Raw genomic sequence first — 14,754 nt, 5'->3', positions numbered from 1 at the left:
GCGACCGAGAGGAATTCCATGTCGATCGACGCGAACGGCGACGTCACCATTCAGGGCGCGTCCCTGCGCAGCCTCCCGAAGGTGTCTCTGCACGACCACCTCGATGGCGCCCTCCGCCCGTCCACGATCATCGAACTGGCAGATGCCATCGGCCTCGAGGTACCGGAGACCGACCCGGCCGCGCTCGGCAAGTGGTTCGCGTCGCAGAGCGATTCGGGCTCACTCGTGGAGTACCTGAAGACCTTCGACCTCACGACGGCCGTCATGCAGACGCAGGAGGGGCTCACGCGGGTCGCTCGCGAGTTCGTCGAGGACCTCGCTGCCGACGGCGTCATCTACGGCGAGGTGCGGTGGGCGCCCGAACAGCACCTGAGCCGTGGTCTGACATTGGAGCAGACGGTCGAGGCCGTGCAGCAGGGTATCGAAGAGGGCGAGGACGCCGCGGATCGCGCCGGCAGCAGCATCCGCGTGGGGCAGCTCATCACGGCGATGCGCCATGCCGACCGGTCGCGCGAGATCGCCGAACTCGCCGTCTCGTTCCGCGGCCGCGGCGCCGTCGGCTTCGACATCGCAGGTGCCGAAGACGGATTCCCCGCTTCCAACCATCGCGCGGCCTTCGACTACCTCGCCGAGAACTTCTTCCCGGTGACCGTGCATGCAGGCGAAGCCGCCGGCCTCGCCTCGATCCGCTCCGCGCTGCTCGACGGCCGCGCGCTGCGGCTCGGACACGGCGTTCGCATCGCCGAGGACCTCGAGGTGATCACCGAGGAGGGCGACGAGGTGCAGGTGCAGTTCGGCGACCTCGCCCGCTGGGTGCGCGATCGCGAGATCCCGCTCGAGCTGTCGCCGTCGTCGAATCTTCAGACCGGAGCGATCGAGAAGTGGGGCAGGACGCTCGCGGACCACCCCTTCGATCTGCTGTACCAGCTCGGCTTCGCCGTCACCGTGAACGTCGACAACCGCACCATGAGCGCGACCTCGCTCACACGCGAGCTCGCACTTCTCGTCGAGGCGTTCGAGTACGACCTCGACGACCTCGAGACGTTCCAGTTCAATGCGGCCGCGGCTGCGTTCCTGCCGGTCGAGGAACGCGAAGAGCTGGTCGAGATGATCGCAGAAGGCTTCGACGTCTGAGTCGTGGCCACCGGGGGGAGGCGACGGCTCAAGGTCGTCGCGATCATCGTCAGCGCGGTCGTGCTCTTGGGAGGGGGAGCGGCCGCAGCGTTCGCGTGGACGGCGGCGCGCGAGCCTGTCGTGCCGCGTTCGGAGGCCGGTGCGATCGAGCACCCACCACTGAGTCCCGTGGAGCAGCTGCTGCACGACGCGGACGATCCGCTCGCGTGCGCCCTGAGCTTCGCGGGAGAGGGCGCACCGGCGGATCCCATGCTGCAGCGGCAGAGCGCCCTGTTCCAGGGGCTGCCGATACCCGCTCGTGAAGGGTTCGTCTTCGGCGGCTGGTACCCGACCGAGGCTGCTGCGACCGCCTTCGATCAGGCTGCGCGCGTCAACGGCGCCGACGCGGTGGTGTGCGTCGATCAGCAGGTGCAGCTGTTCGCAGGCTGGATGACGCCCGAGCAGAACGTCGCCGAGAACGCGCAGATCCCGATCCTGATGTACCACCAGTTCACGGCGAAGGCCGAGGGCGAGTCGGGCTGGTTGCGGGGCAACTACGCGTACATCGGCGACTTCGAGGCGCAGATGAGCCACATCGCCTCGAGCGGCTTCTACATGCCCACGTGGGACGAGCTGAGCGCGTTCATCGACGGTCGGCTGTTCCTGCCCGCCCACTCGGTGATCATCACCGACGACGATGCCGATCAGAGCTGGTTCGACCTCGCCGTCCCGGTGATCGACAAGTACAAGCTGCTGTCCACCTCGTTCATGATCACCGCCTACCGGCAGGACCCGGCGCCCTCGATCTACGTGCAGCGTCGTTCGCACACCAACGACATGCATCAGGCGGGCGACAACGGCAAGGGGCGGATGGTCAACTGGACCGCCGACCAGATCGCCGCCGACCTGAACGCCTCCGGTGACATCCTCGGCGTCCGTGAGGTGATGGCGTATCCCTTCGGGCACTACAACGACACCGCCAAGCAGGGCGTCGCGCAAGCCGGGTACGAGATGGCCCGCACGATCGAACCGGGGCTGGTGACGATCGGCACCGACAAGCTCGCTCTGCCCGTCGTGCGCATCGACTACGGAATGACGGTCGACGCGCTGATCAAGCGAATCGGCTGACCCTTCGACACGCTCAGGGACCCAGCTCGAGCTGTCAGGATGGGGGCATGTCTGCCGTCTCCGTCTTCATCGCCGGCCCCGCATCGTGGAACTCGATCGTCGTGCTCGACCGGCTGCCCGAGCCCGTGCCGCACATGCAGTTCGCGGAGGAGACCTGGGACACGGTGGGCGGCACCAGCGCCGGCAAGGCGCTGAGTCTGACTTCTCTGGGACGCTCGGTGCTCCTGTACGCGCTCGCCGGCTCGGACGAGCACGGCGGCCGGGTTCGGGCTGCGCTGGCGGATGCCGGTGTGCCGACCCGCTGGGGAGGTGCGGAGGTGACCGAGCGGCATCTGAACCTGATGACGCGTCAGGGCGGGCGCGTGTCGCTGTATCTGGCGTCTCCTTCGGCGACCGATGGCGCTGATGACGACGAGCTCCGCTCGGCGATGGCGGCAGCTGATGCGATCGTCCTCGACCTCGCCGCGGAGCCGCTGCGGCTGCTGCCGATTGCACGCGAGACCGGGCGGCCGATCTGGGTCGACGTGCACGACTACGACGGCGAGGCGGAGTTCCACCGGCCGTTCCTCGAGGCAGCCGACGCGGTGTTCTGCAACGCAGACAGGCTCGACGACCCGGTGGCGTTCCTGCGTTCCTGCATCACGGCGGGGGCGACCCTCGCGGTGTGCACCCTGGGGGCCGACGGCGCGGTCGCGGTGGATGCCGAGGGCGCGGAACATCGCGTCGGAGCGGTGCCCGTCGAGGTCGTCGACACGAACGGCGCTGGGGACGCGTTCCTCGCTGGTGTGCTCGATGCGAGCCTGTCCGGGGCATCGGTCTCCGACGCCTTGGCTGCCGGCGCCCGCTCGGCATCCAGCGTGCTCGGCACCCGGCACCTGAATCCGCTGCTCGACAGCGTCCTCGGCTGAGGCGCGACCTCAGCAGGTCACGTCACGAGCGCCGCCTTCTCGCGTCTGACGGCCGCGCGATAGGCGTCCTTGTTGACGTAGTAGGCCATCCGGTCGAGACCGAGGTAGTGATAGCCGCCGGTGACGTCAGGCCAGGGTTCACCGGTGACGCGATCACGAAAGGCGGCGGCGTTCTCGGGAGCCGCGTCGAGATATGCCGCCAGCAGTTCGGCCTGCTCGTAGCGTCCCTGCCAGCCGATGCCAGAGGCCTCGATCATGCCCATCACGAACAGGCCGTTGAACGACACCGGGAACATGTTCAGGAACAGCCGGGGGGATGCGCCCTGCCAGTGCAGATGGGCGCGGTCGACGAAGGGGTAGTCGAGCGTGTACCCCGTGGCCAGGAGCACGAGGTCGTACTCGCCGGAGGTGGCGTCGCGGAAGCGCACGGCGGCGCCGTCGAACCGCTCCACGTCGGGGCGGACCCGCAGGTCTCCCTGACCCAGGTGGTGCAGGATGAGCGTGTTCACGATCGGATGCGACTCGTAGATGCGGTAGTCGGGCTTCGGGAATCCGAATCGCACGGGGTCGCCGGTGAACGCCTTCAGCACCCGGCTGTCGACCGCCTGTTTGATGCGCGGCGGCAGCTGACGTCTCTGGTTGAGGGTGTCGCTGGGCCGGCCGAAGAGGTACCGCGGCACGAAGTAGTAGCCGCGCCGCACGCTCATGTCGACGGAGGCGGCCCGGTGCACGGCATCTACCGCGATATCGCAACCGGAGTTGCCCGCGCCGATCAGCAGCACCCTCTTGCCGGCCAGCTGCCCGGCGCTCTTGTAGTCGGAGGTGTGCAGGATCTCGCCCGAGAACTCTCCGGCGAAAGTCGGGAGGTTCGGGTGCGCGAGAGTGCCGTTGGCCAGCACCACGCCGTCGTATCGGCGGGTGCGCTGGCCGTCTGGGCCCGTGCTCGTGAGATCCCAGCCGCCGTCGCGAGGCTCGAGCCGGGTGACCGTGGTGCCGAAGCGGAACAGAGATGTCAGGCCGAAGTGCTCGGCGTAGTCGCGGAAGTACTCGAGCAGCACACGATGACCGGGATAGTCGACGGTCGTGCGCATGGGGAACTCGGCGAACTCGGTGGTCGTGCGAGACGAGATCAGATGAGCGGACTCGTACACGGTGCTCCGCGGATTCGTGATGTCCCAGAGTCCGCCGACCCCGTGCGAGGCCTCGTAACCCTCGACACGGATGCCTCGTCGGCTCAGTGCACGCGCAGAGGCGAGCCCCGAAGGACCCGCCCCGACGATCGCGTAGGTGCTCATCACACCATGATGGCCTCCTGGCGGGCGATCACGGCATCGCGGATCGCCGCGAACAGCGGATGCTCGGGGTCGAGGCCCGTAGCGGATGCCGTGAACGTCACGGCATCCTCGATGCGCAGCCGCTCCTGGAGCTCGACCGACTGCTCGTCGGCCGGGTCGTCGAACTCGAGGGCGGCGGCGACCGCCGCCGTGAGCGCTGCCGACGACAGCCCGCGTTCGGCCGCCATCGCGCCGGGGCCGATGAACCGCTCGTGCCGCGAGATCTTGCGCAGCGGCTGACGGCCGACGCGCTGCACAGTGTCGACGAGTTCGGGGTTGCGGAAGCGGTCGAGGATCTTCGCCCGGTACTCGGCGAGTTCAGCCGGGTCCAGGCCGTGCTCGGCCACCAGCACGGCGGAGGTCTCCTCCAGGCAAGCGGAGACCTGCGCGGCGATCCGCGGATCGGCGAGCGCGTCCGAGATGCGCTCGAGGCCGGCTCGCGCCCCGAAGTACGCCGTGGCCGCGTGCCCGGTGTTCACCGTGAAGAGTTTGCGCTCGATGTAGGGAGCGAGGTCGTCGACGAAGTGCGCACCGGGGATCGACGGCAGATCTCCCTCGAAGGGGCCTGACTCGATCGCCCACTCGAAGTAGGGCTCGACCGTCACATCGACACCGGCTCCAGCGGGCTGTGCGGGAACGATGCGATCGACCGCGGTGTTGGCGAAGACCGCGCGCGCGACGAGTGCAGCGGCATCCGCTCCTGCTGCCCCCACGACCTCGTCGCGCAACTGATCGGTCGCGCCGATCGCGTTCTCGCAGGCCATCACCTGGAGGGGCGCGGCATCCGCGCTCCGCCGGCGAAGCCCCTCGACGATCGCCGGAGCGACGAAGCGCAGCACGGTGGGGCCGACCGCGGTCGTGACCACGTCCGCGGAGGCGATCTCGTCGGCAAGGCCGTCGGGGTCCAGGCGGCTGTTGACCGCCCGGAACCCGGTGACGACCCGGTTCACGCCGCCGGGGCCCGCCTCGCGAACTGTGTACTGCGAAGCACCATTGATGGCGTCGACGAGCGCGTCCGCGACGTCTGAGAAGACGACCTCGTAGCCGCCCTCGTGCAGGAGCAGCCCGACGAACCCGCGGCCGATGTTCCCTGCGCCGAAGTGGACGGCCTTCATCCCTCGTTCACCGCCGACAACAGCGCGTACAGTTCGTCGGGAGTGGCGGCGGCGTTGAGCTTCGCGACATCGTCATCGTCGGAGAACAGGATCGCGATCTGCGACAGGATCTCGAGGTGCTCGTCTCCGCGCCCGGCGATGCCGATCACGAAGTTCGCCTGCTCGCCGGCCCAGTCCACGCCGCCGTCGTAGCGGACGACGGAGAGAGCAGAGGCGAGGATCGTGTCCTTCATCTCGTTCGTGCCGTGCGGGATCGCGAGGCCGTTGCCCATGTAGGTCGACACGGTCACCTCGCGCTGACGCATGGCGTCGATGTAGGCGGGGGTCACCGCACCGGCCGTCACGAGGATGTCGGTCGCCTCCTGCAGCGCCGCGTCCTGCGAGACGGAGCCCGGGTGGATGCGGATCTGGCCGAGGGTGAGAACGCTCATCATGCTTCCTTTCGCTGGTCCTGGACCATCTGGACGACTTCCTCGTACTTCGGGGAATTCATGAAGTTGTCGACCGAGATGTGGAGCGAGTTCGGCGACTGGGCCTTTGCGCGGTCGGTCAGCTGCTGCTGGGTGATCACCACGTCGGCCGTGCCGTCGAGGTTCGCGATGGCCTGGTTGACGATCTTCAGATCCTCGATGCCGGCCTTCTTGAACTTGTTGCGCAGCACGCTCGCCCCCATCGCGGAGGAGCCCATCCCGGCGTCGCACGCGAACACAATGCTGGTGATCGGCGCGGTGGCGACCGCGGTGGTGGTCGTCTCGGTCGTCTCGGTCGTCTTGGCGACGAGACCGCTCAGCGCATCGGATGACTTGCCCTTGTTGGCCTCGGTCTGCGCGACCGCCGCAGCGAAGGCGTCTTCCTTCTCGAGATCCTTCTTGCGGCTGGCGCGCAGGATCAACGTGGCGATGATGAAGGTGACGGCCGCGGAGAGGATCACCGAGAGGATCACGCCGATGTAGTCGGTCCGGTACGTCTGCCCGAGAACGGCGATGATGCTGCCAGGAGCGGCAGGAGCCACGAGTCCGGTGCCGAACAGCATGTTCGTCGTCACGCCCGTCATGCCGCCTGCGATCAGGGCGACGATCAGGACGGGCTTCATCAGCGCGTAGGGGAAGTAGACCTCGTGGATGCCGCCGAAGAACTGGATCACGGCGGCGCCCGGGGCAGAAGCGCGAGCGGCGCCGATGCCGAACAGCGTGAACGCCAGGAGCAGCCCGACACCGGGACCGGGGTTGGCCTCGAGCAGGAACAGGATCGACTTTCCGCTCTCCGTCGCCTGCTGGGTGCCGAGCGGCGTGAGCACGCCGTGGTTGATGGCGTTGTTGAGGAAGAAGACCTTCGCCGGCTCGATGATGATGCTCGTGAGCGGGAGCAGGTTGGTGTCGACCAGCCAGTTCACGACGGTGGACAGCACGTTCATGATGCCGTTGACGAGCCAGGCGACCGGGTAGAACCCGACGATGACCATCACGAAGCCCCAGATGCCCGCCGAGAACATGTTCACGAGCATCTCGAAGCCCGGCTTGATCTTCCCCTCCCACAAGGAGTCCAGCCACTTCATCGTGTAGGCCGCGAGCGGAGCCATGATCATCGCGCCGATGAACATGTGGATCTCGCCGAGGGTCTTCGCATCAGGGTCCGCTGCGAGGAGTTCTGCGTTGTACTGGGCGATCAGGAAGTCGGAGCCGGCGATGACGCCCATCACGGCAATCGCCGCCACGACGCCGCCGCGGGTCTTGTACACGATCGTGCCGCCCGTGTAGGCGATGATGATCGGCAGCAGGTAGTGGATCATCGGTCCGACGATGGTGGCGAGCTGCGCGTTCGGCGTCCAGCCGACGTCGATGAACAACGCGGTGATGATGCCCCACGCGATCAGCGCGGGAATGTTCGGCATGATCATGCCCGAGAGGAACGTGCCGAAACGCTGCACGCCCACGCGGAGGCCGCCGGGCTTGGCGGCTGATGACGTCGTCGTCATGATGTCGTCTCTTTTCTGGTGAGGGGATTCAGTGCTGAGGAAGGGACGCCGTGAGCTGTGCCACGGCGCGTCGGGCGGATGCTGCGTCGTCTGCGTCGAGTGCGGCGGCGGCGAGCTGCCTGGCCTCGTCGAGAGTGCGGCCGAGGAGCATCTGGCGCACGTCGGCGAGAGCCGCGGGTGCCATCGAGAGGCTGGTCGCGCCGAGGCCGACCAGCACCACGGCCAGCAGCGGGTCGGCCGCAGCCTCTCCGCAGATGCCGACGGGCTTGCCGAGCCGGGCGCCTGCGGCGCCCACCTCTCGCACCAGGCGCAGCACCGCGGGGTGCCACGGATCCTGGAAGTCGGCGACAGAGCCGAGCATGCGGTCCGCCGCCATCGTGTACTGCGTGAGGTCGTTCGTGCCGATCGAGGCGAAGTCCGCGTGCGCGAGCACACGGTCGGCCAGGAGCGCCGCGGCGGGGACCTCGACCATGACGCCGGGGGTCTTCAGGCCGTACTCACGGGCGAGAGACGTGAAGTACTTCGTCTCCTCGACCGTGGCCACCATCGGCGCCATGACCCACAGATCGGCTTCGGTCGCGGCATCCGCTTCGGCGAGAGCCGTGAGCTGCTCGCGCAGGATGTCCTCGCTGGCGCGGAGCGCGCGGAGTCCGCGAAGGCCGAGCGCGGGGTTCTCCTCGTGCGCGTCGTTGAGGAAGGCCAGAGGCTTGTCTGCACCGGCGTCGAGCATGCGCACGACCACCTTCTTGCCGGGGAAGGCTGCGAGCAGCTCGCGGTACGACTCGCGCTGCTGCTCGACCGTCGGCGCCTGCGCGGATGACAGGAAGAGGAACTCGGTGCGGAACAGACCGACGCCCTCCGCGCCTCGGGCGACGGCATCCGTCGCGTCGGCCGGCTTGCCCAGGTTGGCCAGAAGCGGCACAGCGGTGCCGTCGGCCAGAGCTCCGGGGGTGAGCGGAGCCGCCACGGCGGAGAGCCGGTCTGCGGCGCGCTGCGCCGCGCGCTCGAGCTCCTCGGCTGACGGATCGGTGACCACCACGCCGCTGGACGCGTCGACGATGACCGTCTCGCCGTCGCGGAGGCCCGCCGCGTCTGCGGCGCCGACGATCGCGACGATGCCCTTCTCACGCGCGAGGATCGCGGTGTGCGAGGTCGGACCGCCATCGGTGGTCACGAGTGCGAGCACCTGATCGAGCTTCAGCAGAGCGGTGTCGGCGGGGGCGAGATCCCGGGCGACCAGCACGAAAGGGTGGCCGGGGTCGGGGACGCCGGGCGCCGCCACGCCGCGCAGGTGCGCGAGCACGCGCTGAGCGATGTCGTCAAGGTCGGCCGCGCGCTCGCCGAGGTATCCGCCGACAGCCTCGAGCGTGGCGCGGAAACCGGCGAACGCATCGTGCACGGCCCACTCAGCGGTGCTTCCGGCGTCGACGCGGCTGTCGACCTCGTCCTGCAGGGTCGGGTCCTCAGCGATCATCGCCTGGGCCTCGAGCACCTCCTGGGCGGCTCCGCCTGCGAGTTCCCCGCGGGCGGTCAGTTCAGCGGCGACGGCGGCGATCGATGCGCGCGCACGCGCGCGCTCGGCATCCGCCCCGATCGTGCTCGACGTCTGCTCGGGCGCGGCCAGCGCCTCCGTCATCCGGATCACGGGCCCCTGGGCGATGCCGAGGCCGATTCCCACTCCGCGCAACTCGCTCATCAGGCGCTCTCCGCATCGTAGTCGGTGGTGAGCAACTCGGTGAGGGTGTCGAGCACCGCGTCTGCGCCCTCGCCGTCGGCCGTGATCGTCACGTAGTCGCCGAACTCGATCGCGAGGCCGATGACGCCGAGGATGCTCGCCGCGTTGACGGGCGAACCCGCATCCTTCGCGATGGTCACGGGAATGCCGGAGTCCTTCGCGGCCTGGGCGAACAGCTTCGCAGGGCGGGCGTGGAGCCCGTGCGACGAACCGATACGGACGGTGCGTGTGACGGTCATGATCTTCCTTCCGATGTGGTGCGGGGGTCGGCGAGGACGGCACGGGAGAGCGCGAGCGTGCGCCGTCCGTCGCGGTCGTCGAAGATGTCGTCGGGGAGCACGACGATCGGCATGGGAAGGACCTCGCGCAGATCCACGGCGCGCTCCTTCAGATGGGGGCCGACGAGGATGAGGTCGGCGCTGGATTCGGTGACCGATTGGACGGTGCCGGCGGCCGTGTCCCAGTCGAGTCCTGCGGCCTCAGCCGCACGGCGCAGCCGCTGGGCGACGAACGTGCTCGACGCGCCCGCGCCGCAGATAACCAGGATCTTCATCGATTCCGCCTTCCTGAGAACAGTCTGGGAGCCAGGGAGCCGGATCGCCAACAGGAACATTTCCGCCCCTGCGGAATCTCGCCTTCCGCCCCCGCCGCCGCGGATCCTGACATCATGGAGACGCGGGACACAGGCGTCGCCCGCGCGGAGAGTGGGAGGCACATGTCGCGTCAGCGCCAGGATCAGCTCCTCGCCGCTCTGCTGCGTGAGGATGCGTGGGTGACGGCGTCGAGCCTGGCCGATCTGCTCGGGGTGACGCCGCGCAGCATCCGCTCGTACGTGGTGTCGCTGAACGCCCGCGTTCCCGCAGGCGACGCAGTGGAGTCCGGTCCGGCCGGCTATCGGACGGGCCCGTCGGCCCGCGATGCGCTGCGGACGCGATCGGGCGAGAGCACGCCGCGCCACCGCCTGCACGCTGTCGTGCGGATGCTGCTCGACGACGCCGAGGGCATCGACGTGTACGACGCCGCCGCGCGCCTGCACGTGAGCGAGGCCACACTGGAGGCCGATCTCACGCGCGTTCGCGCCGTGCTCGAGGGCACCGGTCTCGTACTGGGGCGGGATCGCGAGCAGGTGCGCCTGAGCGGTTCGGAGGAAGCCCGCCGCCGTCTGATCAGCCGCCTGGCGCACGACGAGTCGGTGACGGCGTCGTTCCATCCTGAGACGTTCCGCACCGCGTTGGTCGGCGACGCGGTGGACACCACGGCGGTGGCGCCGTTCAAGAAGGCACTCGTGGAGGAGCTGAGCGGACTCGGCTACTACGTCAACGAGCTGGCGATCTCCGACGTCCTGCTGCACATCGCGATCGCGGCCGATCGGGTCGCCGCGGGGCACGCGCTGTCGGAGGCCGACGCTCACGCTCGGGAGGAGATCCCGCAGGTGGGCGCCGTGATCTCCCGTCTCGCCGGCGATCATTTCGGCGTGCGGCTGGGCGACGGGGACGTCGCCCACCTCGCCTCGCTGGTGCTCACCCGCGTGGTCGCCCCGGGCGACTCCACCACGAGAGACGCGGCACGCAGCGGGGTGGAGCCGCGCGTGGAAGCGGCGGTGCGGGCCGAACTCGAACGGGCGGCCGCGGAGTACCGGCTCGATCTGGTCGACGACTCCTTCGTGCTGCGGTTGTCGCTGCACATCCAGAACCTGCTGCGCCGTGCCGAGAGCCGGGCATTGTCGCGGAACCCGCTGACGCGGTCGCTCAAGTCGACCTACCCGATGATCTTCGAGGTCGCGGTGTCGATCGCCAGCGGACTGCACGACAGGCTCGGCTCGCCGATCCACGATGACGAGATCGCCTACATCGCGATGCACGTGGGCGGCCGTATCGAGCGCAGCCGCGCTGCCGCGTCGATCCTCACCGCGACGATCGTCTGCCCGGGGTACTACGAGCTGCACGAGCTGCTTCGTTCGAGCGTCGACCGTTCACTCGGATCGGCCATCGAGGTCACAAGCGTCGTGACGAGCGTCGACCCCGACTGGTCATCTTTCGACACCGATCTCGTGCTCTCCACGATCGAGCCTGCGGATGACTCCGACCGCGTCGTGCGGATCCATCCGTTCTTCTCCGAGACCGACGCGGAGCGGGTGCAGCAGGCGGCCGCGCGACTGCGCAGGGCCCGCCGCCTGAATCGCCTCCGCGCCGAGCTGTCGCGGTATTTCGACGCCGAGGCCTTCCTGCATCCGCTGCCTGACGAGGGCGAAGAGAGCATCATCCGCCGTCTCGGCGACCTGCTCGTGCGGCGCGGACTGATCGGCGAGGACTACGTCGAGAACACGACCGTGCGCGAGCGGATGTCGTCCACCGCCTTCACCGACGCCCTCGCCGTGCCGCACGCCCTCCAGATGACCGCCACTCGCACCGCGATCGCGATCGGCGTGGCCGAGGGATCGGTCGGGTGGGGCGATGGACGCGTGCAGGTGGTCGCTCTCGCCGCGTTCAGCGAGAGCGACCGGGCCGCGTTCCAGACGGTGTTCGAGCAGCTCGTCGAGGTGTTCAGCGAGCGCGACAGCGTGCAGCGCATCGTACGCCGTGGAACGACCTTCGAGGCGTTCCTCGACGAACTCGTCGCCGTGATCGACGGCTGATCAGCCCTTCGGGTCGAGCACGGCCGCGAGCTCATCGAGCAGTGAGGCGGATGCCGGCGCATCCGCCGTCTCCAGCGTCACCACGTCACCCTCGGCGAGGTCGAGCATCATCACGGCGAGCACACTGCGGAGATCAGCCTCCGCACCCGTCTCCTTGCGTACGACGACCGGCCCGTCGTGGGCCATGGCGAGGCGGACGAGCTCCGCGACGGGTCGCGCGTGACCTCCGTTGAGAGCGGTGATCCGGACCCGCCGCGTCGCCATGCCCGCCTCGCTCAGGAGCGCTCCTCGAGCAGCGCGCGCACGCCTGCTTCGAGGTCGGCGACGGTCTGCGTCGCGCCTTGGGCGGAGTCGGCCTTCGCGTCGATGTAGACCTTCAGCTTGGGTTCGGTGCCGCTCGGCCGCACGATCACCCGGGATCCGTCCGCCAAGCGGTAGCGCAGCACGTCACCGGACGGCACGCCCGCGGGGGCGTGGAGGAGGTCTTCCGCCGAGACGACCGCGTGCGTGCCGATGTGCGCGGGGGGCAGCGTGCGCAACGACAGCATGACCCGGCCGATGATCGACAGATCATCGACGCGGATCGAGACCTGACCGCTCGCGAAATGGCCGTAGACCTCGCCGAGTTCGGCGAGCAGGTCGGTGAGTCCGACACCCCGCTCGCGGGCCTCGGCAGCAAGGCCGAGGATCGCGACGGCGGCGGAGATGCCGTCCTTGTCTCGTACGGTGCCGGGGTTCACGAGGTACCCGAGAGCCTCTTCGAAGCCGAACACCATGCCCGGTGCGCGGGAGATCCATTTGAAGCCGGTCAGGGTCTCGTGGAAGTCGAGACCGTGGTGTGCGGCGATCGCGCCGAGGCCGGGGGAGGACACGAGCGAGCATGCCAGGGACGCGCCGGGTGTTCCCTCTGCAGCGCGTGCGGCTCGCGCGCCCAGCAGCAGGCCCACCTCGTTGCCGGTCAGTCGTCGCCAGCCGCCCTCGACGCTCTTGTCGGGGACGGCGACGGCGAGCCGATCGGCGTCGGGGTCGTTGGCGAGGATGAAATCGGCCTGCACTCGGCGGGCTCTCGCGAACGCGAGGTCCATGGCGCCGGGTTCTTCGGGGTTCGGGAACGATACGGTGCGGAACGTCGCGTCGGGGTTGAGCTGTTCGTCCACCACGAGAGGCTGGGGATAGCCCGCGGCGCTCACGATCCGAGAGAACGTCTCCCATCCGACCCCGTGCATCGCGGTGTAGACCCAGCGGAGTCCGCCCGCAGCCTCCGGGGCAGGAGCGACCGCTGCTGTGGCCGAGACATAGGCCTCGACGACATCGTCACCCGCCGTCTCGTACGCCGTCGAACGCGGCAGAACCGTGATGTCGCCGGCATCTGCCACCCGCTGGATGTGCGCGGCGATCTCGGCATCCGCCGGAGCGACGATCTGCGAACCGTCGTCGGCGCCGCCCAGATAGACCTTGTAGCCGTTGTCGTTCGGCGGGTTGTGGCTGGCCGTGACCATGACTCCGGCGTCGGCGCCCAGATGGCGCACCGCGAAGGCGAGCACCGGCGTCGGCAGCAGACGGGGGAGGAGGATGGCCCGCAGGCCCGCACCCGCGAACAGCTCAGCGGAGTCGATCGCGAACACGCGGGAGTTGCGTCGGCCGTCGTAGCCGATGACGACGGTGGGGGTGCGGCCGTCGGCCTTCTCACGCAGGTAGGCGGCGAAGCCGGCAGCGGCCTGCGACACCAGCACCCGGTTCATCCGGTTGCTCCCCGCTCCGAGTTCTCCGCGCAGGCCCGCTGTGCCGAAGGCGAGACGCGCGCCGAAACGGTCGGAGAGGTCGGCCGTCGCCGCGTCGTCGCCCGCGGCGACCCTCGTGATGAGTCCGGCCAGCTCGTCGCGGGTCTGATGATCGGGATCCTGCCGCAGCCAGGCGCGGGCGGTGGCGAGAAGCGCGTCGCTCACAGCGCCTCGATGACGCGGGCGAGCAGCTTCGTGATCACCGGTTCGGCGAGCTGTCCGGCTTCGATGACCTCGGCGTGGCTGAGCGGGGTCTGCTGGATGCCGGCCGCGAGGTTGGTGATGAGAGAGAAGCCGAGGATCTCCATACCGGCCTCTCGTGCCGCGATCGCTTCCAGCGCGGTCGACATGCCGACGATGTGGCCGCCGATGGCCTTCGCCATCTGCACTTCTGCGGGTGTCTCGTAGTGCGGACCGCGGAACTGCGTGTAGACGCCTTCGTCGAGCGTGGGATCGATCGTGCGCGCGACGTCGCGCAGGCGCTTCGAGTACAGATCCGTCAGGTCGATGAACGTCGCGCCCTCGAGCGGAGAGTCGGCGGTGAGGTTGATGTGGTCGCTGATCAGCACCGGCTGGCCGGGCTTCCAGGTCTCGCGGATGCCGCCGGCCCCGTTGGTGAGGACCATGATCGAGGCGCCGGTGGCGGCCGCGGTGCGGACCGAGTGCACGACGCGGCGGACGCCGTGATCTTCGTAGTAGTGGGTGCGGGCGCCGATCACGAGCACGTGCTTGCCGTCAGGGGTGCGGATGCTGCGGAGCGTGCCGACGTGTCCTTCGAGGGCCGGTTTGGAGAAACCGGTGACGTCGGTGGCCGGGATGGTCGCGACGGTCTCGCCGATGATGTCTGCCGCCTTGCCCCAGCCGCTGCCGAGGGTGAGGGCGATGTCGTGCTTCTCGACGCCGGAGAGCCGTGCGATATCGGCCGCGGCGGCGGCGGCGACCTCGAACGGGTTCGCGGACGGGTCATCGAGAGGGTTGCTGTGCGTTTCGGGCATGGGTCCACTCTATGAACGTGACGGCTCACCCGCCA

The 14,754-nt window shown here is 69.0% G+C and carries 14 protein-coding genes; 4 read left to right on the top strand and 10 right to left on the bottom strand.

Annotated elements, in window-relative coordinates; genetic code table 11:
* Positions 1-18 precede the first annotated feature (18 nt).
* Genes QFZ53_RS15925 through QFZ53_RS15915 form a run of 3 tightly spaced genes read left to right on the top strand, consistent with a single transcriptional unit; the run spans position 19 to position 3,149 of the window.
* Positions 19-1,134: an adenosine deaminase gene (locus tag QFZ53_RS15925; RefSeq protein WP_292909178.1), complete on the top strand. Its 1,116-nt coding sequence runs from the start codon at positions 19-21 to the stop codon at positions 1,132-1,134.
* A 3-nt stretch (positions 1,135-1,137) separates the two neighbouring features.
* Positions 1,138-2,241, top strand: coding sequence for a polysaccharide deacetylase family protein (locus QFZ53_RS15920; protein WP_307298104.1), 1,104 nt, complete (start codon positions 1,138-1,140; stop codon positions 2,239-2,241).
* Between the two features lie 47 nt (positions 2,242-2,288).
* Positions 2,289-3,149, top strand: a complete 861-nt coding sequence (locus tag QFZ53_RS15915) for a carbohydrate kinase family protein (RefSeq protein WP_307298103.1) — start codon at positions 2,289-2,291, stop codon at positions 3,147-3,149.
* Between the two features lie 17 nt (positions 3,150-3,166).
* Here the strand turns inward: QFZ53_RS15915 and QFZ53_RS15910 are convergent, their stop codons facing one another.
* Genes QFZ53_RS15910 through QFZ53_RS15880 form a run of 7 tightly spaced genes read right to left on the bottom strand, consistent with a single transcriptional unit; the run spans position 3,167 to position 9,861 of the window.
* Positions 3,167-4,444 carry a flavin-containing monooxygenase gene (locus QFZ53_RS15910; protein ID WP_307298102.1) on the bottom strand — a complete coding sequence of 426 codons (1,278 nt, stop codon included), beginning with the start codon at positions 4,442-4,444 and terminating at the stop codon, positions 3,167-3,169.
* The gene (locus QFZ53_RS15905; RefSeq protein ID WP_292909186.1) at positions 4,444-5,598 is read right to left on the bottom strand and encodes a mannitol-1-phosphate 5-dehydrogenase; all 1,155 of its coding nucleotides are present in this window, start codon (positions 5,596-5,598) and stop codon (positions 4,444-4,446) included. Before QFZ53_RS15905 ends, QFZ53_RS15910 begins: the two co-directional genes overlap by 1 nt.
* Entirely contained in the window at positions 5,595-6,029 is a 435-nt protein-coding gene (locus QFZ53_RS15900) for a PTS sugar transporter subunit IIA (protein WP_292909188.1), read from the bottom strand. The genes QFZ53_RS15905 and QFZ53_RS15900 overlap by 4 nt, the downstream gene beginning before the upstream one ends.
* The gene (locus tag QFZ53_RS15895) at positions 6,029-7,573 is read right to left on the bottom strand and encodes a PTS mannitol transporter subunit IICB (protein ID WP_307298099.1); all 1,545 of its coding nucleotides are present in this window, start codon (positions 7,571-7,573) and stop codon (positions 6,029-6,031) included. Before QFZ53_RS15895 ends, QFZ53_RS15900 begins: the two co-directional genes overlap by 1 nt.
* A gap of 28 nt (positions 7,574-7,601) precedes the next feature.
* Positions 7,602-9,269, bottom strand: a complete 1,668-nt coding sequence (gene ptsP / locus QFZ53_RS15890) for a phosphoenolpyruvate--protein phosphotransferase (RefSeq protein ID WP_307298098.1) — start codon at positions 9,267-9,269, stop codon at positions 7,602-7,604.
* Entirely contained in the window at positions 9,269-9,547 is a 279-nt protein-coding gene (locus QFZ53_RS15885; protein WP_307298097.1) for an HPr family phosphocarrier protein, read from the bottom strand. The genes ptsP and QFZ53_RS15885 overlap by 1 nt, the downstream gene beginning before the upstream one ends.
* The gene (locus QFZ53_RS15880; RefSeq protein WP_307298095.1) at positions 9,544-9,861 is read right to left on the bottom strand and encodes a PTS sugar transporter subunit IIB; all 318 of its coding nucleotides are present in this window, start codon (positions 9,859-9,861) and stop codon (positions 9,544-9,546) included. Before QFZ53_RS15880 ends, QFZ53_RS15885 begins: the two co-directional genes overlap by 4 nt.
* 162 nt (positions 9,862-10,023) lie before the next feature.
* Between QFZ53_RS15880 and QFZ53_RS15875 the strand changes: the two genes are divergently transcribed.
* Positions 10,024-11,943, top strand: coding sequence for a BglG family transcription antiterminator (locus QFZ53_RS15875; protein WP_307298093.1), 1,920 nt, complete (start codon positions 10,024-10,026; stop codon positions 11,941-11,943).
* Here the strand turns inward: QFZ53_RS15875 and QFZ53_RS15870 are convergent, their stop codons facing one another.
* From QFZ53_RS15870 to QFZ53_RS15860, 3 genes are read right to left on the bottom strand one after another with little or no spacing between them, the layout of a single operon-like run.
* Positions 11,944-12,207: an HPr family phosphocarrier protein gene (locus QFZ53_RS15870; RefSeq protein ID WP_292909200.1), complete on the bottom strand. Its 264-nt coding sequence runs from the start codon at positions 12,205-12,207 to the stop codon at positions 11,944-11,946.
* A gap of 11 nt (positions 12,208-12,218) precedes the next feature.
* Entirely contained in the window at positions 12,219-13,889 is a 1,671-nt protein-coding gene (locus QFZ53_RS15865) for a phospho-sugar mutase (RefSeq protein WP_307298090.1), read from the bottom strand.
* Positions 13,886-14,719: a purine-nucleoside phosphorylase gene (locus QFZ53_RS15860; RefSeq protein ID WP_292909204.1), complete on the bottom strand. Its 834-nt coding sequence runs from the start codon at positions 14,717-14,719 to the stop codon at positions 13,886-13,888. The genes QFZ53_RS15865 and QFZ53_RS15860 overlap by 4 nt, the downstream gene beginning before the upstream one ends.
* Positions 14,720-14,754: the final 35 nt, after the last annotated feature.

Source organism: Microbacterium natoriense, assembly GCF_030816295.1.
In the GTDB taxonomy this organism is placed as follows: Bacteria; Actinomycetota; Actinomycetes; order Actinomycetales; family Microbacteriaceae; genus Microbacterium; species Microbacterium natoriense_A.
Note: the sequence above shows the minus strand (reverse complement) of the source record. Positions and strands in the feature narration are given on the sequence as shown.